Annotated in this window: 23 protein-coding genes, 1 tRNA gene and 1 pseudogene; 17 read left to right on the top strand and 8 right to left on the bottom strand. The window is 63.6% G+C overall.

The features are described 5' to 3' along the window. Nucleotides 1–65 precede the first annotated feature (65 nt). The 7 genes from ACY65G_RS14485 (at nucleotide 66) to ACY65G_RS14455 (ending at nucleotide 11,731) form a co-directional block, all read left to right on the top strand. Nucleotides 66–4,676, top strand: a complete 4,611-nt coding sequence (locus tag ACY65G_RS14485; protein WP_464997346.1) for a PAS domain S-box protein — start codon at nucleotides 66–68, stop codon at nucleotides 4,674–4,676. Continuing rightward, nucleotides 4,673–5,086, top strand: coding sequence for a response regulator (locus ACY65G_RS14480; protein ID WP_464997345.1), 414 nt, complete (start codon nucleotides 4,673–4,675; stop codon nucleotides 5,084–5,086). Before ACY65G_RS14485 ends, ACY65G_RS14480 begins: the two co-directional genes overlap by 4 nt. Nucleotides 5,087–5,295: 209 nt before the next feature. Next, on the top strand, nucleotides 5,296–5,622 hold the full coding sequence (gene trxA, locus ACY65G_RS14475) for a thioredoxin TrxA (protein WP_107140476.1): 327 nt from the start codon (nucleotides 5,296–5,298) through the stop codon (nucleotides 5,620–5,622). Nucleotides 5,623–5,755: 133 nt separating this feature from the next. Beyond that, complete coding sequence (gene rho / locus ACY65G_RS14470) at nucleotides 5,756–7,018, top strand: transcription termination factor Rho (protein WP_137314774.1); 1,263 nt, start codon at nucleotides 5,756–5,758, stop codon at nucleotides 7,016–7,018. Between the two features lie 245 nt (nucleotides 7,019–7,263). Then, nucleotides 7,264–7,533 (top strand): type B 50S ribosomal protein L31, encoded by a 270-nt coding sequence (locus ACY65G_RS14465; RefSeq protein WP_130187462.1) that lies wholly within the window; start codon nucleotides 7,264–7,266, stop codon nucleotides 7,531–7,533. Between the two features lie 91 nt (nucleotides 7,534–7,624). Then, the gene (locus tag ACY65G_RS14460; RefSeq protein ID WP_464997344.1) at nucleotides 7,625–9,334 is read left to right on the top strand and encodes an ArnT family glycosyltransferase; all 1,710 of its coding nucleotides are present in this window, start codon (nucleotides 7,625–7,627) and stop codon (nucleotides 9,332–9,334) included. Between the two features lie 480 nt (nucleotides 9,335–9,814). After that, entirely contained in the window at nucleotides 9,815–11,731 is a 1,917-nt protein-coding gene (locus tag ACY65G_RS14455) for an AAA family ATPase (RefSeq protein WP_464997343.1), read from the top strand. Between the two features lie 70 nt (nucleotides 11,732–11,801). Here ACY65G_RS14455 and ACY65G_RS14450 read toward each other — a convergent pair whose 3' ends face one another. From ACY65G_RS14450 to ACY65G_RS14440, 3 genes are all read right to left on the bottom strand, one after another. Further along, a complete protein-coding gene (locus ACY65G_RS14450; protein ID WP_464997342.1) occupies nucleotides 11,802–12,260 on the bottom strand; it encodes a hypothetical protein in 459 nt (152 codons plus the stop codon). A 200-nt stretch (nucleotides 12,261–12,460) separates the two neighbouring features. Next, nucleotides 12,461–12,607: a hypothetical protein gene (locus ACY65G_RS14445; RefSeq protein WP_464997341.1), complete on the bottom strand. Its 147-nt coding sequence runs from the start codon at nucleotides 12,605–12,607 to the stop codon at nucleotides 12,461–12,463. A 137-nt stretch (nucleotides 12,608–12,744) separates the two neighbouring features. Then, complete coding sequence (locus ACY65G_RS14440) at nucleotides 12,745–13,014, bottom strand: hypothetical protein (RefSeq protein ID WP_464997340.1); 270 nt, start codon at nucleotides 13,012–13,014, stop codon at nucleotides 12,745–12,747. 110 nt (nucleotides 13,015–13,124) lie between these two features. Between ACY65G_RS14440 and ACY65G_RS14435 the strand changes: the two genes are divergently transcribed. From ACY65G_RS14435 to ACY65G_RS14410, 6 genes and pseudogenes are all read left to right on the top strand, one after another. Further along, nucleotides 13,125–13,209: transfer RNA gene (locus ACY65G_RS14435), tRNA-Leu, on the top strand. Nucleotides 13,210–13,336: 127 nt separating this feature from the next. Then, the gene (locus tag ACY65G_RS14430) at nucleotides 13,337–13,954 is read left to right on the top strand and encodes a tyrosine-type recombinase/integrase (RefSeq protein WP_464997339.1); all 618 of its coding nucleotides are present in this window, start codon (nucleotides 13,337–13,339) and stop codon (nucleotides 13,952–13,954) included. A 595-nt stretch (nucleotides 13,955–14,549) separates the two neighbouring features. Then, a complete protein-coding gene (locus ACY65G_RS14425; RefSeq protein WP_464997338.1) occupies nucleotides 14,550–15,224 on the top strand; it encodes a PEPxxWA-CTERM sorting domain-containing protein in 675 nt (224 codons plus the stop codon). Between the two features lie 196 nt (nucleotides 15,225–15,420). Further along, a pseudogene (locus tag ACY65G_RS14420) lies at nucleotides 15,421–15,576 on the top strand (transposase); the annotation flags it as partial. A gap of 264 nt (nucleotides 15,577–15,840) precedes the next feature. Next, a complete protein-coding gene (locus ACY65G_RS14415) occupies nucleotides 15,841–16,410 on the top strand; it encodes a PEP-CTERM sorting domain-containing protein (RefSeq protein WP_464997337.1) in 570 nt (189 codons plus the stop codon). 741 nt (nucleotides 16,411–17,151) lie between these two features. After that, on the top strand, nucleotides 17,152–17,934 hold the full coding sequence (locus tag ACY65G_RS14410) for a hypothetical protein (RefSeq protein WP_464997336.1): 783 nt from the start codon (nucleotides 17,152–17,154) through the stop codon (nucleotides 17,932–17,934). 11 nt (nucleotides 17,935–17,945) lie between these two features. Here the strand turns inward: ACY65G_RS14410 and ACY65G_RS14405 are convergent, their stop codons facing one another. Further along, nucleotides 17,946–18,701 (bottom strand): SGNH/GDSL hydrolase family protein, encoded by a 756-nt coding sequence (locus ACY65G_RS14405; RefSeq protein ID WP_464997335.1) that lies wholly within the window; start codon nucleotides 18,699–18,701, stop codon nucleotides 17,946–17,948. Between the two features lie 118 nt (nucleotides 18,702–18,819). On the opposite strand from ACY65G_RS14405, the gene maiA reads away from it, so the two are divergent. The 3 genes from maiA (at nucleotide 18,820) to ACY65G_RS14390 (ending at nucleotide 21,613) form a co-directional block, all read left to right on the top strand. Beyond that, entirely contained in the window at nucleotides 18,820–19,473 is a 654-nt protein-coding gene (gene maiA / locus ACY65G_RS14400; RefSeq protein WP_464997334.1) for a maleylacetoacetate isomerase, read from the top strand. 150 nt (nucleotides 19,474–19,623) lie between these two features. Next, nucleotides 19,624–20,025 (top strand): cupin domain-containing protein, encoded by a 402-nt coding sequence (locus tag ACY65G_RS14395; RefSeq protein ID WP_464997333.1) that lies wholly within the window; start codon nucleotides 19,624–19,626, stop codon nucleotides 20,023–20,025. 130 nt (nucleotides 20,026–20,155) lie between these two features. Continuing rightward, on the top strand, nucleotides 20,156–21,613 hold the full coding sequence (locus tag ACY65G_RS14390; RefSeq protein WP_464997332.1) for a GGDEF domain-containing protein: 1,458 nt from the start codon (nucleotides 20,156–20,158) through the stop codon (nucleotides 21,611–21,613). Between the two features lie 22 nt (nucleotides 21,614–21,635). Here ACY65G_RS14390 and ACY65G_RS14385 read toward each other — a convergent pair whose 3' ends face one another. The 4 genes from ACY65G_RS14385 to ACY65G_RS14370 all read right to left on the bottom strand — a co-directional run bounded on the left by ACY65G_RS14385 (nucleotide 21,636) and on the right by ACY65G_RS14370 (nucleotide 23,192). Further along, entirely contained in the window at nucleotides 21,636–22,085 is a 450-nt protein-coding gene (locus tag ACY65G_RS14385; protein ID WP_464997331.1) for a hypothetical protein, read from the bottom strand. 188 nt (nucleotides 22,086–22,273) lie between these two features. After that, on the bottom strand, nucleotides 22,274–22,627 hold the full coding sequence (locus ACY65G_RS14380; RefSeq protein ID WP_464997330.1) for a hypothetical protein: 354 nt from the start codon (nucleotides 22,625–22,627) through the stop codon (nucleotides 22,274–22,276). Nucleotides 22,628–22,715: 88 nt separating this feature from the next. After that, nucleotides 22,716–22,952, bottom strand: coding sequence for a hypothetical protein (locus ACY65G_RS14375; protein WP_464997329.1), 237 nt, complete (start codon nucleotides 22,950–22,952; stop codon nucleotides 22,716–22,718). Nucleotides 22,953–22,955: 3 nt separating this feature from the next. Further along, nucleotides 22,956–23,192 (bottom strand): hypothetical protein, encoded by a 237-nt coding sequence (locus ACY65G_RS14370; protein ID WP_464997328.1) that lies wholly within the window; start codon nucleotides 23,190–23,192, stop codon nucleotides 22,956–22,958. A gap of 174 nt (nucleotides 23,193–23,366) precedes the next feature. Between ACY65G_RS14370 and ACY65G_RS14365 the strand changes: the two genes are divergently transcribed. Continuing rightward, nucleotides 23,367–24,101: a FadR/GntR family transcriptional regulator gene (locus ACY65G_RS14365; protein WP_464997327.1), complete on the top strand. Its 735-nt coding sequence runs from the start codon at nucleotides 23,367–23,369 to the stop codon at nucleotides 24,099–24,101. The last annotated feature ends 189 nt before the right edge of the window (nucleotides 24,102–24,290 follow it).

Raw genomic sequence — 24,290 nt, 5'->3', positions numbered from 1 at the left:
ATGTATAGTCTTGTCTTGACGATCGCCCGTTCCACTGCCTGAGCCGCCTTGTAGAAAGGAAGCCGTTGCCGTCCCATCCCGCCCGCCCCGCACGCCGCCTCCTGCTGCAGGCGGCCCTGCTGCTGTGCGCCTCCGGCCCCGCATTCGGGCTGGAAAAAGTGGCCGTGCAGCTGAAGTGGCGCCACCAGTTCCAGTTCGCCGGCTACTACGCTGCCCAAGACAAGGGCTATTACCGCGACGAGGGGCTCGACGTGGCGCTCCTCGACGGCCAGCCCGGTGGCGATCCGGTGCGCAGCGTGCTGTCCGGCCGGGCCCAGTACGGCACCGGCAACAGCAGCCTGCTGCTGCACCGCGCCGCGGGCGACCCGGTCGTGGTGCTGGCAACGATCTTCCAGCACTCGGCCGCGGCACTGTTCGTGCGCCGCACGCCGGACGGCGAGGCGCTGCCGTTACGCAACGCGCGCATGATGCTCGCGCCCGGCGACGACGAACTGCAAGCCTTCCTGCTGCGCCAGGGCGTGAAGCCGGCCGACCTGAAACTGCTGCCGCACACCCGGCGTGTCGATGACCTGGTCGAAGGCAAGGTCGATGCGATGTCGGGCTACATCACCGAAGTGCCTTACCTGCTGGATCGCGCGGGTGCGCGCTACGACGTGCTGTCGCCGCGCGCGGCCGGCATCGACTTCTACGGCGACAACCTGTTCACCACCGAAGACGAACTGCGCGAACATCCGGAGCGGGCGCGCGCGATGCGGGCAGCCACGCTGCGCGGCTGGCGCTACGCGATGGAGCATCCCGAGGAAATCGTGGACCTGATCCGCGCCCGCTATCCGCAGGGCGCTTCGCGGGAACACCTGATGCACGAGGCGCGCCAGACCGCGAAGCTGATGGAACAGCCGCTGGTCGAACCCGGCTACAGCAATCCGGCGCGCTGGAAGGCGATCGCCAATACCTACATCACGCTGGGCATGTTGCCGCGCAGCGTGCCGCTGGAGGAATTCCTGTACAGCGAACAGGTGCCGCGCCCGCGTTGGCCGCTCGTTGCAACGGGCATGCTGGCGGCATTGCTGGGGGCCGCCGCCATCTGGCGGGTACGCAGCGCCCGCCCGCAGCCGCAGCCGCAGCCGGCACTGCCGGTGGCGCCACCGGCGCCAGGGGCCGAACGCGCGCTCGATGCGGCCTGCGAGGGTGTGTGGGAATGGCATCCGCAAAGCGACGAGGTGCGCCTGTCGCCGCGCGTCGGCGAATTGCTCGGCTATGGCGCGAGCGGGTTCTCGCCGGCGGACCGCGATGCGTGGCTGCAGCACGTGCATCCGGACGACAGGATGCACCTCGTGCACGAGATGTCGCGCATCGGCTCCGATCCCGTCGACGACACGCTGCTGGTGCACGAGTGCCGGATGCGCTGCCGCGACGGCGGTTTCCGCTGGACCGTGCTGCGCGGGCGGGTGACGGAGCGCAGCGGCGCGCATGCCTTGCTGGCCAGCGGCACGATCGGGCCGGTGAGCGACCGCGCGGTGGCCGAACGGGAGCGGCTGTCCGGCGTGCTGGAAGCGATGCCCGGCGGAATCCTGGTGGCCGACCGCGCGGGCCGCGTGAAGCAGGTGAACCGGGCCGCTGCCGCCTGCTTCGGCTACCAGCCGGGCGACATGGCCGGGCTGTCGATGGAATTGCTGGTGCCGGAAGTGATGCGCAGCGCGCCTGGCCTGCCGCGCGAACTGTTCTCGCGCCCGAACCTGCCGGGCCGCGTGCTGACGGCGCGGCGCGCCGACGGCGCCCACTTCCCCGCCATGGTGCACTTGGCGCCGATCGAGGTGGCGGGCCAGGGCCTGTCGGTGGTGTCGGTGCGCGACATGACCCAGCGCCAGCGTTCCGAGCAGGCGCTGCACGCCAGCTCGGAACGCTACCGGCTGATCGTGCAGACCGCCACCGAAGGCATCTGGATGCTCGAGGCGGGCGATCGCACGTCGTTCGTCAACCCGACGATGGCGCGCATGCTGGGCTACGAACCGGACGAGATGCTGGGCCGCCCCATGAGCGACTTCCTGGACGAGGAGAGCGTGGCGCAGCTGACGCGGCAGAACCAGCGCCGCCGCCCCGGCGAGGCGGAACAGGGCGATGCGCGCTTCTACCGCAAGGATGGCTCGTCGATGTGGGGGCTGGTGTCGACGACGCAGATCCATGCCAACGACGGCGCATACACCGGCACGCTGGCGATGATCAGCGACATCACGGACCGGCGCCTGGCCGAGGTGGCGCTGCGCAATTCGAGCCAGCGCATGGCCTCCGTGTTCAATGCCGTGACCAACGGCCTGGTGGTGCTCAACAGCGAAGGCGTGATCCTCGAGTGCAACGCGGCGGCCGGCCGCATGCTGGGCGCGGCCGCCGCCAGCGGCGCGCGCCTGTGGCCCGGCGTGCACGAGGACGGCCGCCCGTTCGGTCCCGGCGAACACCCGGTGCACCAGGCGCTGGCCAGCGGCAGCTCGGTGCGCGACGTGGTGATGGGCGTTACCGGTGGCAATGGCGCCATCTGCTGGCTGTCCGTAAACGCCGAACCGATGCGCGGCGAACTGGGCGCGGCCACGATGGCCGTGGCCAGCCTGACCGACATCACCGAGCGCAAGAACAGTGTCGACGCGTTGCGGCAGGGCGAGCAGCGGCTGCAGGAAATCATCAGCATGATGCCGATCGGCCTGTTCCTGAAGGGCCCGGACCTGCGGTTGCTGTTGATGAACCCCGCCTGCGAACGCCAGTTCGGCTACACGATGGCCGACCTGCACAACGGCACCTATGCGCATTTGCATTCGCCGAAGGAGCTGGCGGCATTTGCCCGGCGCGACCGCGAGACGTTCGCGCGCGGCGAGCTGATCGACTACGAGGAAACGCTGTTCAATCCCGTGCTGCGCCAGCACCTCACGCTGCGTACGTTCAAGAAACCCGTGTTCGACGAGCATGGCGAGCCGGCATACCTGATCTGCATGTCGATCGACATCACCGAGGCAAAGCGGCAGGAACAGGCGCTGCGCGAATTGAACGAGCACCTCGAGGAGCGGGTGGCGCAACGTACCGAGCAGCTCGACCAGGCCAAGCAGATCGCCGAGGAAGCCAGCCAGGCCAAGGGCCACTTCCTGGCCAACATGAGCCATGAGATCCGCACGCCGATGAACGGCGTGATCGGCATGGCGCACCTGGCGCTGAAGACCGAGCTCGATCCGCGGCAGCGCGACTACCTGGAAAAGATCCGCTTCGCCGGCGAGCACCTGCTGGGCATCATCGACGACATTCTCGACATCTCGAAGATCGAGGCCGGCAAGCTCGAGGTCGAACAGGTGGAATTCCCGCTGGACCAGGTGATCGAAACGCTGACGACGGTGGTGGCGCCGAAGGCGGCCGGGAAGGAGCTGCGCCTCGACATTGCCATCGATCCCGATGTACCGCGAACGCTGCGTGGCGACCCGCTGCGGCTGGGCCAGGTGCTGATCAATTACGTCAACAACGCGATCAAGTTCAGCGAGCAGGGCACGATCGGCCTGCGCGTGCGGCGCGTGGCGGCGGGCGACAACGGCTGCGTGCTGCGTTTCGAGGTCAGCGACGAAGGCATCGGCATGACGCAACAGGAGATGGGCAGGCTGTTCCAGTCGTTCGAGCAGGCCGACACGTCGACCACCCGGGCCTATGGCGGCACCGGTCTCGGCCTGGCCATCTGCAAGGAGCTGGCGCAGCTGATGGGCGGCGACGTGGGCGTGTCGAGCGTGCCCGGCGAGGGCAGCACATTCTGGTTTACCGCTCGTCTGGTCATTGGCGGTACCGCGGCTCCCGCCGACGCGCCCCCGCCGATACCGGCCGCCGAACCGGCTTCGCTGAAAGGCGCCCACATCCTGCTGGTGGAGGACAATGCCTTCAACCAGCAGATCGGCCTGGAAATGCTGGAAGAAGCCGGCGCCGCAGTGCGGCTGGCGGGCAATGGCGCGGAAGCGCTGGAACAACTGGAGGGTGCCAGCTTCGACTGCGTGCTGATGGATGTGCAGATGCCGGTCATGGACGGGCTGGAGGCAACGCGCCGGATCCGCGCCGATGCGCGCCTGGCCGGCCTGCGCGTGCTGGCGATGACGGCCACCGCCACCAGCGATGAACGCGAGCGCTGCCTGGCGGCCGGCATGGACGACTTCATCGCCAAGCCCATCCAGCCAGCGCTGCTGGTCCGCACGGTCGCGGCCTGGCTGCCGAAGCGCCTTGCGAATGGCAGCGATGGCGATGGCGGCGGCGATGGCGGCGACGGTGCCGCCGCGCGCCCGCATGGGGCGCTGATGGGCGACCCCGCCGTCATCGACCTTTCCGTGCTGGCCCAGGTGCTGGGCCACCAGCCGGACAAGATCCGCAATTTCGCCCTGAAGTTCCTGCAATCCGCCGAGGCGGGGCTGGCGGAACTGGACGAGGCGCTGGCCGCCGGCGACGTGGCGCGCATCCGCGAGCTGGGCCATCGCCTGAAGGCGGCCGCCCGCACCGTGGGCGCGATCGGCATGGGCGACCTGTGCGAGCGCATGGAAGCGCTGCCGCAGGCCGGTCCGGCGGCCGAACGGGGCGCCTGGGCGCTGATCGGGCAATTCCGCCCGCTGCTGGGCCAGATCAGGGAGCACATCATGAACCACACGACCATTGGCGACCATTCGACATGACCCACGCGCTGCGCATCCTGCTACTGGACGACGACGCCTTCACGCTGGAGATGCTGAAGGACATGCTGGCCGCCCTGGGCTATTCCCACGTGCACGCCGAAACCGATGCCCGCCGCGCGCTGAAGGCGCTGCCCGCGTTCCGGCCCGACCTGCTGGTGTGCGACCTGTCGCTGCCCGAAATGGATGGCATCGAGTTCCTGCGCACCGTGGCCCACGAGGGTTTCGATGGCAGCGTGATCCTGCTGTCGGGCATGGACAGCGGCATCCTGCGCGCGGCCCGGACGCTGGCGATGGCGCAGGGATTGACGATCCTGGGCGCCTGCAGCAAGCCGCTGTCGAGCACCGCGCTGGCCGACCTTCTCGAGGTGGCCGCCGGCAGGCCCGCGCAGCTACACGGCGACAGAAAATAGGTTATTATTTGATCCATCCCCGCCTGATTCCCACTTGCAAGCTTCATTATCCGGGTCCTGATCGATCTGCCATCGATTCGTGATCGGTAACGAGGCTGACATTGAATTGTTACGCGACGGCTCCATCTCCCCCGTAACGGGCTGGTGGTACCGAGCAGAAGCGCCGGGCGCCAGGCGACCTTAATCTGATCCCGAAAGGGGAAAACAACATGAGCGAAAACATCAAACACATTACCGACGCGTCGTTCGAAGCCGACGTGCTGAAATCCGATCGTCCCGTGCTGGTGGACTTCTGGGCCGAATGGTGCGGCCCATGCAAGAGCATCGCCCCGATCCTGGAAGAAGTTGCCAAGGAATATGATGGCAAGCTGACGATCGCCAAGCTGGACGTGGATGCGAACCAGACTGTGCCGGGCAAGTTCGGCATTCGCGGCATCCCTACCCTGATCCTGTTCAAAAACGGCGTGCCGGCTGCCCAGAAAGTAGGCGCAATGGCAAAAGGCCAGTTGACCTCTTTCATCGACAGCAATATTTGAGTAATATAGGTGGTGCTGCGCCCGCAGCACCACCTGCATGGCCGGGTTCGCGGCATCAGCCCCCCGATAATTTATTAGTCCACGCAGTTCCCTCCCCTACCCTACTTTCCCGTCACGGGACACTCAAACATCTATGCATCTATCTGAATTAAAGGCCTTGCACGTTTCGGCGTTGCTGGAAATGGCCATCAGTCTGGATATCGACAATGCGGCCCGCCTGCGCAAGCAGGAGCTCATGTTCGCGATCCTGAAGAAGCGCGCCAAGGCTGGCGAGCAGATCTTCGGCGACGGCGCCCTGGAAGTGCTGCCGGACGGCTTCGGCTTCCTGCGCTCGCCGGACGCCAGCTACATGGCGTCCACCGACGACATCTATATCTCCCCGTCGCAGATCCGGCGCTTCAACCTGCATACCGGTGACTCGATCGAAGGTGAAGTGCGCACGCCGAAGGATGGCGAACGCTACTTTGCGCTGGTCAAGGTGGACAAGGTCAACGGCGAATCGCCGGAAGCCTCGAAGCACCGCATCCTGTTTGAGAACCTGACGCCGCTGCACCCGAACGAGCCGCTGCGCCTCGAGCGCGAAATGAACGGCGCCGAGAACATCACCGGCCGCATCGTCGACCTGATCGCGCCGATCGGCAAGGGCCAGCGCGGCCTGCTGGTGGCGTCGCCGAAATCCGGTAAATCCGTGATGCTGCAGCATATCGCGCACGCGATCACGGCGAACCACCCGGACGTGACGCTGATCGTGCTGCTGATCGACGAACGCCCGGAAGAAGTGACGGAAATGCAGCGCTCGGTGCGCGGCGAAGTCGTCGCCTCCACGTTCGACGAACCGGCCACCCGCCACGTGCAGGTTGCCGAGATGGTCATGGAAAAAGCCAAGCGCCTCGTCGAGATGAAGAAGGATGTGGTCATCCTGCTGGACTCGATCACCCGCCTGGCCCGCGCCTACAACACCGTGATCCCGGCGTCGGGCAAGGTGCTGACCGGCGGTGTGGACGCCAACGCGCTGCAGCGCCCGAAACGCTTCTTCGGCGCCGCCCGCAATATCGAGGAAGGCGGCTCGCTGACGATCATCGCCACCGCGCTGATCGAAACCGGCTCGCGCATGGACGACGTGATCTACGAGGAATTCAAGGGCACCGGCAACATGGAAGTGCACCTGGAGCGCCGTCTGGCCGAGAAGCGTGTCTACCCGGCGATCAACCTGAACAAATCCGGCACGCGCCGCGAGGAACTGCTGATCAAGCCGAACGAGCTGCAGAAGATCTGGATCCTGCGCAAGCTGCTGTACTCGATGGACGAGATCGAAGCGATGGAGTTCATCCTCGACAAGATGCGCGCCACGAAGACCAATACCGAGTTCTTCGACATGATGCGGCGCGGCGGTTAAAGCCGCCACCGAACCGGAGCCTGGCGCTCCGGTTTTTTTTTTGGCAATGTTTCCCGAAAAATGGGGTCCGTCCCCATTTTTGGGGAAACATTGCCTGGAAAATGGGGTACGTCCCCATTTATCCAGCAACGGTTGGTGTATAATCCCCGGCTGTTTTTAACCCTGGCAAGTGAGTGGCAATCGGGTCAAGAAGCTGTTGGACCGACGAAGTGCCGTTTGGCTACCAAATTTTGAGAGTAAGCACCATGAAAAACGAAATTCATCCGGATTACCGCGAAGTTGTGTTCCACGACCTGTCCTGCGACTTCAAGTTCGTGACCCGTTCCACGATCAACACCCGCGACAAGATCACCCTCGACGGTAAAGAATACCCGCTGGTCAAGATCGAAGTCTCGTCGGAATCGCACCCGTTCTTCACGGGCCAGCACAAGATCGTCGACACCGCCGGTCGCGTGGAAAAGTTCCGCCAGAAGTTCGGCAAGGTCGGTTCCAAGACCGCCGTCTCGCAGGGCTAATCCCTCCGGGCACGAAAAAAGGCAGCTGCGGCTGCCTTTTTTTATTGTTATCACCGATACTCCTGTTTCCAACGTCAGCACGACCGATTGAATGAAGCCAGTCCGCCTTCCCGCCTCCGCCGTCCTTGCCCTGCCCCGCTGGGCCCTGTTTGCCCTGGCCATGCTGTATATCCTGCCGGGCGTGATCGGCCGCGATCCGTGGAAGAACGACGATGCCGCCAGCTTCGGCATCATGTGGACGATGGCGCATGGCACCTGGCAGGACTGGCTGTGGCCGAACATCGCCGGCATGTCGATGCCGGAGGAAGGCCCGCTGATGTTCTGGCTGGGTGCGCTGTGCATCAAGCTGTTCGGCGGCTTCGTCGGCGACGTGCTGGCCGCGCGCATCGCCACCATCGGCGTATTCCTGCTGGGCGTGCTGTCGCTGTGGTACACCACCTTCAACCTGGGCCGGCGGCCCGAGGCGCAGCCATTGCGGCTGGCGTTCGGCGGCCAGCCCGAGCCCGACGATTTCGGCCGCACGCTGGCCGATGCGGCACTGCTGATCTACCTGGGCTGCCTGGGATTCCTGCAGCACAGCCATGAAACCACCTCCGAACCGCTGCTGACGGCGCTGCTGGCCCTGACCTTGTACCGCTCGGTGCGCTACATGGAAAAGCCCTGCTGGCGCAATGCCGCGCTGATCGGCATGGCGCTGGGCCTGATGACGCTGTCGCGCGGCTGGGTGCCGCCCGCCTTCCTGCTGGTGGCGCTGTTCATCTGCACGCGCTTCCTGGCGATTCCGGCCGGCAAGGCGCTGCCGCACTTGCTGGCCTCGCTCGGCGTGGCCGTTGCCGTCACCCTGCCCTGGCTGGTGGCGGCGGCGATCGCGCAGCCATATGGCCAGGTGCCGCTGGCGGCCTGGAATACATGGAACATGGCCCAGCTGGCGCTGCCGAGCCTGCGCCCGCTGCAGATCCTTCTGCGCGACGGCGTGTGGTTCTTCTGGCCCGCCTGGCCGTTCGCACTGTGGGCGGGCTACGCGTGGCGCCGGCAGAACAACCTGCTGCACATCGTGGTGCCGACCACGTTCGTACTGATCGCCACCATCATGCTGCTGATGCACCCGGCGCCGGAACATGCGCAGCTGCTGATGCTGGTCCCGCCGCTGGCGATCATGGCCGCGTTCGGCCTGCTGACGGTGCAGCGCGGCGCGATCAATGCGATCGACTGGTTCTCGGTCATGGTGCTGACCCTGGGCGCCGCCGTGCTGTGGCTGTTCTGGTATTCCCAGCTGACGGGCTGGCCACCGAAGCCGGCCCATAACGTGCTGCGGCTGGTGCCCGGCTACGTACCGGAAGTGAACTGGCTGGCGCTCGTCGTGGCGGGCGCCGCCACGCTGGGCTGGTTCCTGCTCGTGCACTGGCGCGTCTCGCGCCGGCCATCGGTGCTGTGGCGCGCCGTGGTGCTGTCGTCGGGTGGCGTGATCCTGATCTGGATCCTGTGGATGACGCTGTTCCTGCCGCTGACCAACTACAACAAGAGCTATGCCGCGGTGGCACGGCAGGCCGCGGCCGTGCTGCCGGCCGATACCGATTGCGTGACCAGCAATGCCGGCCCGGCCCAGCGCGCATCGTTCGCCTATTTCGGCAAGCTGCCGTTCAACAGCATGGACCAGCCGCAGTGCCGGCTGCTGCTGTGGCAGGACTACTCGCGCGGCGTGCGGCGCGACCCGCCCGGCGACTGGACGCTGCTGTGGGAAGGCCGCCGCGTCAGCGATCGCAGCGAGCGCTTCCGGCTGTTCCAGCGGACGGTACCGTGATCTTCTTGCGCGGCAGCGAGCCAGCGCGCCAGCACGATGTCACCGGTGACCAGAAACCTGCTGACCAGCACACCGGTGGCGTGCGCTCTTCCATAGGATGCGGCGCATCGCCGGGCCACCTGGGCCGCTGCCGCACGAGGCGAAACGCTCCGTGAAACAGCCCTTGTAAATCAGGCTAGACAGACCGTAATTAACAGTTGCAAAACCTGTTGTGCCTCAAGATTTTTTCTTCAGGAAACTAAAGACAAAGCTTGTGTGGCCCGGTATAGTCCACATATACGCTACGTTGCCGCCCGGCATTAAAGACCGCTTACAGGTCAACATATACAAGCTGTCGCCCAGGCAGCGCCCGTGCCTCGCCAACGACACTCCGGCAGTGCCCCACCTCGCGTGCCGGATTAACCAGTTGGTGCTGATGCGCCCCGCAACCGCGCATCGGTGTCTTGCTAATGACAATACTTGTCTTGTTGAGTCTGCCACATGTTCAATTTCTATAAACTTCAGCTTGCGCTCAAGAACACCTGGGTGCGCCTTGCCCTCGTCGTGTTGGCAGTCGCAGCCGTGGTTTTCGCTGTCATCCGCACCGAAGTGACGCAGGACACCAGCCCGGTCGTCCGCTCGCAAAACATCTCGGAAATCACGGCACTCGTTGGCCAGCGCGCACGGCTCGATTACCTGCTGATCGCCCGCCCGCTGTCGGATTCGCCCCGCTATATCTACAAGTTCAAGGATTCGGCCCAGCTGCACGTGGTGAAGGTGCCGAGCACCTCCCACCTGAGCCTGGAGCGTGAAGTCCTGCTGCGCAACGGCTTGCCGTACGCGATCGCAAAAGAGGATTACCTGGCCAATCACAAGGCCGTGCTGCTGGACGACGGCGGCAAGATGGCAGGCGTGACTGCCTTCCTGCAACGCCATGCGTTCGACATCTTCCTCGTGGTGCTGCTGCTGTTCGTGCTGAAGTTCGGTATTCCCGGCATGGGCGGCGCCTCCGCTTCCGTGATCTCGCCGGACAAGCTGAAGGGCTCGATGGACGACCTGATCGGCATGGAAGACATCAAGCAGGAAGTGCTGCACCTGGAAGACATGATCCGCAACCGCGAAGTCTACAAGCAGCACAACATCGACAAGCCGTTCAACGTGATGCTGACGGGCCCCGCCGGCACGGGTAAAACCAAGCTGGCCGGTTACCTGGCCAAGCGCCTGGGCTACCCGCTGATCTCGGCTTCGGGCTCGGCACTGGAATCGGGCTATATCGGTGGCGGTTCGAAATCGCTGAACGCGCTGTACCGCAAGGCGGCAGCACGCGGCAACTGCATCATCTTCCTCGACGAAGCCCAGGCGCTGTTCATGCCCCGCGGCCGCGGCGAGAAGAAATGGGAAGACGATACCGCGAACACCCTGCTGGGCCTGCTGGACGGCGTGAAGAGCGACGAAGGCAAAGGCGTGATCTGGGTGGTGGCGTCGAACTTCGACGACAACAATTCGCAGATGGATGAAGCGATGCTGCGCCGCTTCTCGGTGAAGATCAACTTCCGCCTGCCGAACAAGCAGGAACGCCGGGAACTGCTGAGCTCGTTCCTGAAGCGCAAGGAAGAAGGCCTGGTGGACTGGAACGACATGAACCTGGACCAGGTGGCGGAAATCACCCAGAACCTGTCGCCGGCACTGCTGGAAACCGTGGTCGACCGCGCTTCGCTGCTGTCGATCCAGGACAAGACCGTGATCAACACCGACCTGATGTTCCGTGCCTTCGAGCGCGCCACGATCGGCCTGACCGACCGCGCCACCACGGCCGAGAAGACCCGCCAGCGCGAGCGCATCGCCTTGCACGAACTGGGCCACTTCTTCATGCAGATCGACCCGTTCCTGCGTGCCGGCATGACGCTGGACGAAGTGAAAGAAAAGTCGCACCTGCTGAAGATCAGCACGGAATCGGTGTCGAAGCTGAACGCGCTGGGCTACGTGCTCTCCGCCGGTGACGACATGTCGCTGCGCACGCTGGAAGAACTGGAACGCGACGTGATGCAACTGTACGGCGGCGTGGCGGCGGAAGAACTGTTCTATGGTGCCCGCGGTATCTCGGTGGGCAGCCAGAACGACATCCAGAAAGCGACCTCGATGCTGCACACGATGGTCAACAGCCTGTCGATGTATTCCCGTTCCAAGCTGGACTACAGCCAGTTCAAGAACGAGATGAGCGGCGAGCACACGCTGGTGCAGGTGGAAGCCAAGGCGGACGAACTGTACAGCGAAACGCTGAAGTCGATCGGCGACTATCGCGACGTGATGGAATCGCTGAAGGACGTGCTGATGGAACGTTATGTCCTCACGAAGGACGACGTGTTCAAGCTGCTGCACGAGCGCCTCGATCCTGTGCCGCTGCGCCTGGCCGCATAAGGTTCCCTGCGCCAGATACGACAAGGCCCGCTGATGTGGGCCTTTTGCCGTTGGTGCGCATCGCTTTACATCAGCGGCGCGCGATCATCTGCACGTTCACTTCGTTGGCGGCCACGCGCGCTTCCGGCAGCCGCTCGAACCCGCTGATCCGCACTTCGTCGCCATGGTCGTGGAACGTCAGCTCGGCACCGCTGTCGGTCACGAACGCGCCGGGGCCAACCGGACGCAGCCGGGTGGAGGCGATCGACCGGGCGGTGCTGTCGGCACGCTGCATCGTGCGCAGGGTGTCTTTCAGCTGGACATAGTAATGGTTGCCGCGCTGGACGAACCTGGCAACCTGGCCGTTGCTCAGCGCATAGGCGTTGGCAAATTCCGTGAATTCGTTGGTGCCCAGCGTGTAGGACTGGCGCGGTGCGGTGACGGACACGCTTGCCTGGTCCTGTGCCTGCGATGCTGGTGACTGTGCTGCTGCGAATGGCGACAGGATGGCAAGGATGACTGCTGCTGCGCCGATGATCGATTTGTTCATGTGATTCTCCGAAGTGGTTGCCAGGTGGTCACCGCCTCTTATGTAATGTGCGGCGACGTGTGTAAGGTAACAAAGACAACTTCGGGAGGGCAGCGGGAAGCGATGAAGCGTCGGAAATGCGGGATGAAATGCATGGCGCCCCGCATGGAACGCTTTGCAGCAGGGCATAGTGGATGGGCTGGAATGCCTTGAGTGCCGGGCTACCATTCAAGCGGGCCGGTGGGGTCGGGATCGCGGATCAGGTAGCAGGAGAGCATGTGCCCGGGGTACGATTCGAACTTGCCGGCTTTATGCTCAAGGCAGGTTTGCTTGTCGCGGTAACCCATGACTTCCCATCCTTCATCCATGCCTTTCCTGCATGGTGAACGGGTGAGACGAAGCTATACAGGCACTGTGCTGCTGGACGATTCAATTGAAAAGTTATGGCTGACTCGAGCGTTTCGGCGGCCTCTTCGCGCATGCGGTCCATCGCTCCCTCGCCGCCCTACACGTGCGAGTCGACCGTGCGGGCGTTCATGAAGATGCAATTCCTGAAATGGCCGAAGAACATGCGCTGCCCCCACGCCAGCGCATGCAGCCCGCCGCCGAGCGACGTGCCGACGATGAACAAGGCCGTGTAGTCGTCCGGCTGTGGCTCGACCGGCTCGCGGTTCGGCCCGAACGGCTGCGTAGCGAATACGTTGTCCACGGAGCGAATGGCCTGCTTCGTGCCGCCGTAGTAATTGCGGATGCAGATGCACAGCGCGTCCATCACGTCGATGTATGCTGAGGGACATCCACAGGAGACATTACTACTTGGCGCTAACAGTGGCAGCGTGCAGGGTTGCTCCTGCTGGGCAAATCAGTGATAATGCACGGCGCGTTGCCGGGATGGCGGAATAGGTAGACGCACGGGACTCAAAATCCCGCGCCGCAAGGCGTACCGGTTCGATTCCGGTTCCCGGCACCACCCTCTTGTATCTCAAAGCATCATAAAAGCTCAAACCCGCGTGTTCTCAAGGCACTGCGGGTTTTTTGTTACCTCAAGCTGTATCACGCAGTAGCCTCAAAGCTCAGTAGTTTGTTGGACGTGGGCCTTGCTGGCCAGCGGCATCGATCCAATCCGGGCAAAACGTGAAGAGCGTGCAGCACGCGCTACAGTTGCGGAAAGTACATTCGAGACTGTCGCACGCACCTGGTTGGCCAGGACCGCCGCGAACCGGGCCGCCACCAGCCAGGAAAAGAACTCCAGCTGGTTGGAGAAGAACGTATTTCCGTCGATCGGCAGGATGCCTGTATCGGAGATCGGCCGGCGCGACGTGCTGGCCGCGCTGCAGAAGACAGAGGCACGCGGCGCTCTGGAGTGCGCGCACAAGATCAGGCAGCTCTGCGGCCAGGCCTTTCGCTTTACCGTCGCTGGCGGCCTGGTCGAGCGCGACGTGGCGGCGGATCTGCGCGGCGCCCTGTTCGCGGTGCCGAAAGCCCACTTCGCAGCCATCACCGAGCCGGCGCAAGCTGGCGCCCTGTCGCGGTCGATCCACGGCCATTCATACGCTGCAGCGGCGCTCGAGCTCTTCCCTATGCTATTTGTGCGGCCTGATGAATCCGGCCTGATCGGGCACCAGCCAGCGCACGCCGCCCGCGACGCAAATGGCCGGGCCTGCAAACCATCCCATTTTTCCAGCCCGGCGCGCAATGATGCAGCGCCGGGCTGATTATCTGGACCAGATAGAAGTTTGGCGCGATAAAATAGTAGGGAAATTCAGGACCGGTGATCCATTCAATATATTCTCGAATGAAGGAAGCGCTTCTTCGATCGCAATGGTGCGTTATCAGGTTCTTTCGACCAGGATAACAGCGACGATATTCTTCAGCCATGGCGCCTCGGCAATGACGCGTATCGCGCACTTGGAGGCATTGAAACGCAAGCTGATTTTGATGCTGCCCTGTCGGAGCACCAAAAAGGCAGGAAGGTTTTTGCAGCGGTACTAGCCGAAGACAGCGCCCATATGGATTTAAAAATAAGGATGGCTTGCCGCGAGCTGGCGATCAAGAACGCGCGCAAGTGCAAACACTGCGGCGTTTCGCTGCTCCCGCAGTCACGTGGGAACAACGAGATGGTGCCCCATGGCGTGGTGCGCTACATCTGCCACCTTCGGTCAAGGCGCACCAGCGGGTCGGTCGCAACGCACGCCGCAGAGTGCCTTGCAATCCGCTATTGTTGCATATAAGATAATTCTTGGCTCCACCATAGTATTCTCATCAATCCTAGCTAAACTGTCTTTCCTGATAAACAACAGGGGAACAAACATGCTGAAGAAAACCATCGCCACCATCGCATTGTGCAGCGCGGCTGCGGCACAGGCGCACGCTGCTCCGGCCACGGTGACGGCAACCGCCAGTGGCAGCAGCGCCGACTTCTGGTCCATGTACGACTGGGGCTTCGGCGAGGTGAACGGTACAGGCCCCTACCAGGTGAAGGTGACGGCCAACTTTGCCGACTGGCCTACGAGCGGCATTGCCAGGCAAGCTGGCGATATCGACGTGCAGCTGACCTACGAAGGCCTCACGCGCCACGCGGTACTGACCGGCTGGTTCGAGGCCCGCAGCTACGCAAGCGTAGACAGCGCCGGCAATGTCCTGACCACCCTGTCGCTGAACTTCAGCACCCGCAGCGGCGGTCCGTGGGACATGTATCACGATCTCTACCTGCGGACGACCTACGCGGCCGACGTGCTGACTGCCGGCACGCTGCCGGCCGCCGGGTCGGCTGCGCTGCTGTCCAGTGCCGGCGATTTCTCGATGGGCTATTACTACTATAACGACGTCATCGACGTCACCATCGGCAATGCCCAAGGCATTGTCGATACCGCGAGCTTCCAGGTGACCAGCGCCGTGCCGGAACCGGGTACTTATGCAATGCTGCTGGGTGGCCTCGCACTGGTGGGTGCCGCGGCACGCCGCCGCGCGCAGCACCTGTCCTGAACCGTTACCCGTGCCCGCAAAATAATCCAGGCGCAGCGCAATGACAATGCCGAGGCGTTTGCGCCAGCCACGGTAGTTGGGCACGAACCGCGCCGGCAGCGGCGCAGCATCCATCGGATGATATCGGCGACCGTGCCGGGATCGTCACAAACGATTCGTGTCAGGGTGCCTGCAATAGTGGTGCCGGCTTGCCTCCATAACGCGCAGAGCGCTCAAAATGAGCTGGCAGAGCTGCTGCGTCCGCTTTATCCGCAATGCCTTGGCCCATGCCGGAAAGGGCCAAGGCAAGCGGCGCTCGATGATCAACACGATTTTTGTGCAAGAATCTGCAGAGACCGCCAGCGTACAGTGGCCAGGATTGCGGATCTCCAATCGCCGCTTCAATGCCCGTTCGTATTAATCAGAACATTTTTCATCGCGATTTCCAACCGCTTGAATGCCGTTTATTCTATCGCCAGCATTTGGAAAATAATCCGACCCAGCTTCCTGTTTGCAAGCGTTGCGCCCTGCATACGATCATGGAAATTGCTGAGTTATATTTTTAATATTACAATGCTGCACTGGGCGATCTGCGCCGGTCACGGCAACGAGCCCTCTCATTACAAAGGATAAGCCAATGTTGAAACAGGTTGCAGCAATGGTATTGGCGGCGTGTGCCGCTTCCGCCCAAGCGGAGCAGTTCGAACAAAAGTGGGACTTCACGTGGGCCGGCAAGTTCTATTATTCCGAATTGGACGCGATACGCGACTACTCCTTCAAAGGCTCTTTCAGCGCGATCGACGCAAACGGCGACCAACAGATCGTGACGAGCGAACTGACAAGCCTTACCTTTGATTACCAGAGTATTCTGCCCTGCCAATCCACAGAGTGCAGCGTCAGTGACTTCAGCTACACGGGTGGCAATGCACTGACGTTCTATGCATATACATATCAATATTATGGAGGCTCTGACGACCCATGGGACTCCTGGATCGCGTACAGCACCGGCTGGAGCATCGCCGATGGGCAAATCAACAAGCAGACGTATTGCACCCAATGCCAGATCTACAGCTGGTTCACCGCCGAGGATGTAACGATGACCGTGACCGAAGTGACGGCAGTACCCGAACCCGCAACGTACGCAATGCTGGGCCTGGGGCTGGCAACTGTTGGTGCCGTGGCACGGCGTCGCCGGCGCAAGGACTGATCACCCTGCATGCCTGGCGTCGCGATGCGCGATCGCGGCCGCAAAATGCCGCTTCCAGCCGCCGCATCGGCGGCCCGGCAAGGGAGGAATCCACCGCCAAACGGAAAAACGTGCGCTATTTTAAGGCGGGCATTCAGGTGCTCAGACGTATCTCGTAAGCAGCAATTTGTTCCGGCGATCGTTTTTGAGACTATCGGAACTGGGGCGATGTCAGGCCATTGTGTAAAGGCGAGCCACGAACTAATTTGTCTTACCGCGCCTTTACACAGTGGCCTGATGCACCTCCCTCGACCCTGGATACGGTGCCGGCACCACAACATGCACTGCTTTCAAGCGAATCGACAGCGCCGCGTGCTTGTTGCTGAGGCGTTGAGCAAGCAAAGCGCCGCTGGTACCGGAACCCTGCTCGCTCGTGATAGGGTTCAGCCCATGCAGCTCATGACCAGTTCGCACGTGCGCGGTGCCAGCGCCTATGATCCGCCATCGGCAGGCGGGACCGACAGTGGCCTGGGGCAGTCCGGCTAAAATTTCAGCCGGTGAAGATGTGCCCAGTTCCCGGCGAATCTCGATCAGGGACGGCCCAAGACTTCGGGCGGTCGGTGCCGGTGCACGTTGGCCGCTCGGCTGAACATTCACCCGTACGCCCTCGGAAGGGCCTGCATGAAGCGGCAAACCGGGGTGGCGCCAGGATACGCACCGTTTGGCTGCACAATGGCATTCGACCACGACAGTCGACATCAAATGACCCAGCTGTTCTCCCGATACGTTTCCGAAATCCGTAGCGTCGACCTGTCAGCGGTAGGCGGCCATGACGGGATTCCGCCAGCCTTCCTGCTGGATCGGCACGGAACCCTCGAAGTCAACTACATCCCCTTCGAATCCATCAACCTCGCGGCACGTGTGGTGCTGGTCGGCCTGACACCCGGCTTCATCCAGTGGCGCAACGCCGTTGCGGAGGCGCAGGTTCAATTACAGGGCGGCGCAACACCCGAGCATGCGCTGTTCGCCGCCAAGCGGGCAGGCGCTTTCAGTGGTCCCATTCGCCCCAATCTGGTCGCGCTGCTCGATCGCATCGGCCTGCAGCACTGGCTGGGGTTGCCCACTTGCGCCACCCTTTTCGGCGAAGACGCCCATTTGCTGCACATCGCCTCGTTGCTGCGCCATCCCGTCAGCCATGGCGGAAAGAACTACAGCGGCACGCCGGCGCCGGTCAATCATCCATTCCTGCGCCAGCAGATTGCCAGGTACTTTGCGCACGAAGCGGCCCTGTTTCCGCACGCCCTGTTTATCCCGCTCGGCCCCGCGGTAGCGAACGGCTTGCACTGGCTCGCGAGCCAGGGCGTGCTCCAGCCCGGACAGATCCTCGACGGCTTGCCGCACCCTTCGGGCGCGAACGCCGAGCGGGTCGCCTATTTCCTGGGCAGGAAGGACCGGAGCACGCTGTCCACCAGGACCGATCCGGAACGGCTCGATACCGCCCGGGAAACGCTCACCCGAAAGCTCGGACAAATGTGTTCGAACTGAATGTGCCGCCATCACGGAACGTCTTGCGGCTCTCCTTCCCCGGCGCCAAAGACAACCGTTCGCGCGGCCGAAAAGTCATGCCCGAGTACCAGTGCCGCAATCCCCGCAGCGATTTTCCGCCCGCCTTCGGACGACGGTTCGATCGGCGACGATGCAGCGTAATCGCCTGGCGCCGGGCAGACCAGGCGCAGGTCGAGCACCGGGATGCGACGCATGACGGCTTCACGCAGGATCACATCGTTGAACAGCGACAGCGCGCCGCGCAATCCCGGTGACAGTCCGGGCACCTGGTCATAGATGGTCGACACGGCGAACGGAATACCGCAGGCCGATACGAGATCGAGCATCGCACGGTAATCGCGCCGGAAGCCTGCCTGCCAGGCCGCGAGCAACTCGGCGGCTTCCAGCACCGAGGCCGCGGGGGTTTGCATCGCACCGACCAGGCCCAGGACGTCGTTGCCGCCGCAACTGATCATCAGGTGGGTCGGGGCCTGGCGCAGGGCGGGAATTCGCCCGACTTGTGCCCCCATGTCCGCCAGCACGCTGCCGTCCCGCGCGCCCAGCGCGACCTCATGCCCGGCACCGAGCCGGCGCCGCAATTGCTCGACAACCTGCATGCCTTCGGGAACATACGACCCGTTGTCGAAAATCGAATCTCCCAGCAATACGACGTGTGCCATGACCGCGACCTTGTTCGTGAAAACACGATATTGCCATCGTGGAGCGGCAGGCCACGCCACGTTGCGATCTTTTGCCGGCGGCGCCATCCACAATCGCATCCACAACCGCATTCACAATATAAATACAGTCCATTTCCGCATTCATATCGCTAAATCCGCGCCACTGCCGTACATTGGCATCCGCCACGACGAACCGGAAACCGCCATGAAACTGCATACCTACTTCCGCAGCTCCGCCGCCTATCGCGTGCGCATCGCGCTGAACCTGAAAGGCATCGATGCCGAGCTGGTACCCGTACATCTGCTGAAGGACGGCGGCGAGCAGTTCGCTGCGGCGTACGACGCGCTCAATCCCCAGCACCTGGTGCCGCTGCTCGAAGACGATGGCCTGGTACTGCCGCAGTCACTGGCGATCATCGAATACCTGGACGAAACCCATCCGCAGCCACCCTTGCTGCCGCCCGATGCGCGCGGCCGGGCCCGCGTGCGCGCACTGTCGCAGGCGATCGCGTGCGACATCCACCCGATCGACAACCTGCGCGTGCTGAAATACCTGAGCGGCACGCTGGGCGTGACGCCCGAGCAGAAAAACGCGTGGTACCGGCACTGGGTGGCATTGGGGCTCGAAGCACTGGAACGCCAGGTCGCCGGTGCTGCCGGTACCGGCCTGTTCTGCCACGGCGACACCCCCACGATGGCGGACTGCTGCCTGGTGCCACAACTGTACAACGCCCGCCGTTTCGACTGCGACCTGGCGCCGTATCCAACGCTCATAGCCATTGCCCGGCGTTGTGAGGCGCTGCCGGCATTTGTCGCTGCGAGCCCCGAAAAGCAGACCGATGCCCATGAAAGCCGCTGAACGGCACGATCCTGGCGGATCGATTTGTACCGGCATGTATCCGCCGCCCCGCAGGACAACTTTGCGGCCCGGCCGGATACATGCCGACGTTTCCCCTACACATGGCCGTGGCCTACTGTGACTACTCCATCAATCACACAGGAAACCGCCATGAAAACCCTTCGCCTCCACATCGCCGCCACCGCCCTGCTCTTCGCCGCTTCGCTGTCCATGGGTGCCCATGCCCAGGTGGCGGGCCTGGGCCGCGTCGACCTGCTGAAGGAAAACCTCACCGTGCCCGGCAAGGAACTGGTGCAGGTGCGGGTCGACTTCGCACCCGGCGTCAAGGCGCCCCGCCACTCGCACCCCGGCGAGGAAGTCGCCTTCGTACTGGAGGGCACGCTGGAGTACCGGATCGATGGCCAGCCGCCCGTCACGCTGACGGCGGGGCAAACGCTGTTCATCCCGGCCGGCGCCGTGCACTCGGCGCACAATGTGGGCGATGGTGAATCGAAGGAACTGGCCACGTATATCGTGGAGAAGGACAAGCCGCTCGTGAAGCTGGCGAAATGACGGTGCCCAGGCCCGATGGTACCCATCCGTGGCGCCGCGATCGGCGGCTTCTTGCTATGAATGCCCTGACGGCCTGCCGCCCGGCGGACCGCGACCGGCCGCTTTGCCGGGTCAGCATGGGAGGAAACGCATGAGCTTTGACCGGTCCGCCGCCAACGGCCGGGCCCGCGCCGACTTCGACCTGAAGGATGCCCTCATGGTCGGCGTGATCGTGTATGCCTGCTCGATCGTCGGCATCTATACCGCGGTCCCCGGCGTGCTCGCGGCGTTCTGGCCGGCCAATGCGGTACTGGTCGGCCTGTTGCTTCGGCGCGCCCATCCCCCCGGCGTGGCGCACTGGATCGCGGCGATCGCCGGCTATGTACTGGCCGACCTGACCATGGCGCACAGCTGGCCGAAGACCATCATGCTCGTCTTGACCAATTTCGCCGGCATTTCGGTCTGCTACCTGCTGTTCAGGCGCATGAGCGCCGATTACCTGGGCTTGCGCCATCCGCGCTCGATGCTGGCCTTCGTGCTGGTGGTCACGGCCGGTGCCGCGGCGGCCGGCGTGAGCGGCATCTTCATCCACCCTGTCCTGTTCGGCGGCACGCCGCTGAACGGCTTTGCGTTCTGGTTCACCACGGAACTGGTCAGTTACATCGCCATGCTGCCCGTGATGCTGACCATGCCCAGGCTGTCGCACCCGCTTGCCTGGCGCAAGCGCCGCAGCGACTGGCCGGGCTGGCGCGTCGAGCAACTGGCACCGCTCGGCGCATTCATCGGCAGCCTGTGGCTGGGTACCGTGCTGGGCGGCCCCGGGGTCGTTCCCTACCCCGTTCCGGCGCTGCTCTGGTGCGCGCTGACCTACAGCCTGTTTGCCACGGCCGGCATCACGTTTGCTTTTTCGGTGTGGACACTGCTGGCGATTTCCAGCGGCACGCTGGTGATCGGCGCCAGCGTCGACAGCCCGCAGGCGATCATGTCGCTGCGCGTGGGCGTGATCCTGACGGCGCTGGCGCCGCTGACGGTCGCCAGCGTGATGATGGCGCGCAACGAGCTGCTGGCGCGGCTGAAGCATGCGGCTTCGCACGATCCGCTGACCCATGTGCTCAACCGGGGCGGCTTCCTGGCCGGCGCGCAGGCCTTGCTGGCGGCGCCCGTGCGGCTGAAAGCGCCGTCGGCCGTGGTGCTGATGATGGATATCGATTTCTTCAAGAAGGTCAACGACACATATGGCCATGCTGCAGGCGACGAGGTGCTGACCGGCTTTGCGCGCCTCGTGGAAGGCTGCCTGCGCAAGGGCGATTTGCTGGGCCGCCTCGGGGGCGAAGAGTTTGCCGTGCTGCTGCCGGAATGCGGCCTGCACGATGGCCTCGCCATTGCGCAGCGCGTATGCGACACCTTCGCCGCCCAGCCGATCAGGCTGGTGGACGGCACGCAATTGCACGCTACCGTCAGCATTGGCGTGGCGCACTGGAACGAGCCGGGAACGCCGGTCGAAACGATCCTCACGGCGGCCGACGTGGCACTCTACGATGCCAAGCGCGCTGGCCGCAACAGGGTCGTGGCCAGCGGAGCGCCCGCGATGGGCAAAGTCTCGGGCTGATCCAGCCGCGCCGGATGCAGGTTCACGCCTGCTGTGCGCGGCGCTCCCGGATCAGCGCATAACCGGCTTCCCGGTCCGGCAGCACGCCGGCATGCACGAGCCTTGCCACGATGCCGCCATCGGTGCGCCCCAGGTGCGCGGCAATTTCGCCGATCGGCTTGCCGGCCTCGAACTGCCGGAGCAACGTGTCGGCATCGTCGGCGGACCATTTCTTGCCCGCGTTCGGCAGCACCGTGCCGTTGCGGATCACCGGCCCACGGCGCGCCGGGCGGGCAGGTTCCGCAACCAGCACGCCCTGCAAGGCATTGCGCGCGATGAACAATGCGCGAATGATTTCGGGCGCCGTGCACGCGTCGCCTTCGCGCAGCAGCTCGCCGGTTCGCGGGTCGGTGCCCAACGCCAGCTGCTCGAGGAGGATGGCTGCCTGTTCCGGGGTCATGATATGCCTTTCGCTCAGCGTTTGACGGTTCATGGTAGCTGCCGGAGGCGCGGCTGCGGGCGCTTCGGCGACCGCCGCTGGTGCTCCTCAACCGCAAACGACATCAGCGGAACCAGTGTTCAAGGCGGGCTGGTCATTACGTGGCATCGGTGTGCGAGGCCCGTCCGGCATCGGGCCCGACATGGCATGAACCTGCATGAACCTGCGTGAACGGCTGCGGGTCAACGGTCCTTGTAAGACGCGGCGCGCAGCGTATCGGGCCGTGGATCGGGCGGACTGGTATCGATCTCGCACAGCCACGACTGCGCGTATTCGACCGTTTCACCATGGCGGTTGCGGATGCGCTCGAAGCCAGTAAGCGTAAAACGGTTATCGCCGCACCACAGGATGCGGGGATCGATCAGGGTTTCGCGGATCACCTGGGAATCGTGTGCCATCAACCGCGCCAGCTTGACGGGGCGGCGCAGGCCCTGGTCGTCCGTGTCGAGGATGCGCAAGTCGCCGAAACGCGGCGCGGCCCGGTCTCCCAGAACACGGCTGGGAAGCGACACACCCCCCATCCGCAATTTGACCATTTTTATTCTCATGCTTACCCACCAGAAACATACTGTGTTTTTATACAGTATATCAGCAGCGGGAAGGCATGCCGTTATTTTGGCATCCCTACCGGGGCAGCACCGTTCCGCCCCCGAGCCGTTGCACTTCCTCGACGGCTTTCTGCGCATTTTCCTTCGACAGGATCACACGCTTGCCGTCGCGGTCGGCATTCTTGCGGGGAATGAGGCTGCCGGTCGGCGTGTATGCATCTTCGAATACGGGTTCCTCGCCGGCCGGCCCGGGCGCGGTGCATGCGGACAACCAGGCAGACAAGAGCGCGGCGGCGAGGCAGGCGGATTTCACGTGTCAGTTCCGGCCGCTACCTGCCGCATTGTTCATGGACTGGGCGTCGTGCAGCATCTTGCCGGCATCGTCGCGCGACAGCACGAGGGTCTTGCCGTCCTTGTCCACCTTCTTGCGCGGGATATTGCTGCCGGTAGGCACGTAGCTGGTGTCTTCACTGAACGTATTGACCTGGTCTCCCGGAGCGGGAGCGGCGCAAGCGACCAGCAGGAAAGGAATGGTCAGGATGGCATATCGCATGAAGTCCTCCATGTAATCGAGTGTTCCAGCGTAGCACTGCTTTCCACGCCTGTGCCGGCCTGACATGCATAAAAGACAATTTCGCGACAATTGAAGATGAGTTGTAAAGTCATCATACAACCCGGCGGAGCGGGGTAGCGTGCTGGTATAATCGACCTCTTCCCGAGGACACTCATGCGCATGACCGACACCGCCACCCATCCCGCCGCGCCGAAAAAGCGCCACCGCAACCTTGCCCAGGGCGTGGTCGAAAGCATTGGCACGAGCATCCGGGAAGGCGTGCTGAAACCCGGCGAAAAATTGCCGACCGAATCCGTGATCATGGAACTGCATGGCGTGAGCCGCACCGTGGTGCGCGAGGCGATTTCGCACCTGCAGGCCGCCGGCCTGGTGGAAACGCGGCACGGCATCGGCACCTTCGTGCTGGAACCGCCGGCACCGGCGCTGCTGATCTCGCCGGATACGATCCGCACGATCGAAGACGTGCTGGCGATCCTTGAACTGCGCATCAGCCTGGAAACGGAATCCGCCTGGCTGGCCGCGGCGCGCCGCACCGACCAGCAGGTGCGCGACATGGGCGAAGCGCTGCAGCGCATCCTGCAGGGCGGCTCGATCGAGGCGGACATGCAATTCCACATGCTGATTGCGCAAGCCACCGGCAACCGCTATTTCGTCGACATCCTCACGCACCTGGGCACCACGATCATCCCGCGCGCACGCCTGAACTCGGCGCAGCTGTCGCACGACGAGCCGTCGGCCTACCTGCAGCGCGTGAACCGCGAACACGAAGACATCTTCCACGCCATCGAACGCCGCGACCCCGAGGGCGCCCGCGCCGCGATGCGCACCCACCTCTCCAACAGCCGCGAACGGCTGCGCAAGGCACAGGAAGAAAGCACCGGCAGCTGAAGTTTCCTGAAAAATGGGGTACGTCCCCATTTTTCAGGAAACATTGCTTGGAAAATGGGGTACGGAAGGAATGCTGGCTTGCAAGCCAGCATCGCTACGCCGACAAGGAGCGCGGCTCCTTGAAATCCCGGCTACGCCCCCGTTTTTGAAGCAACAATCCACGTAGCAAAACGCTTGCCCTGCTTTCGA

This window comes from Pseudoduganella sp. jia 12 (assembly GCF_055502675.1).
Note: the sequence above shows the minus strand (reverse complement) of the source record. Positions and strands in the feature narration are given on the sequence as shown.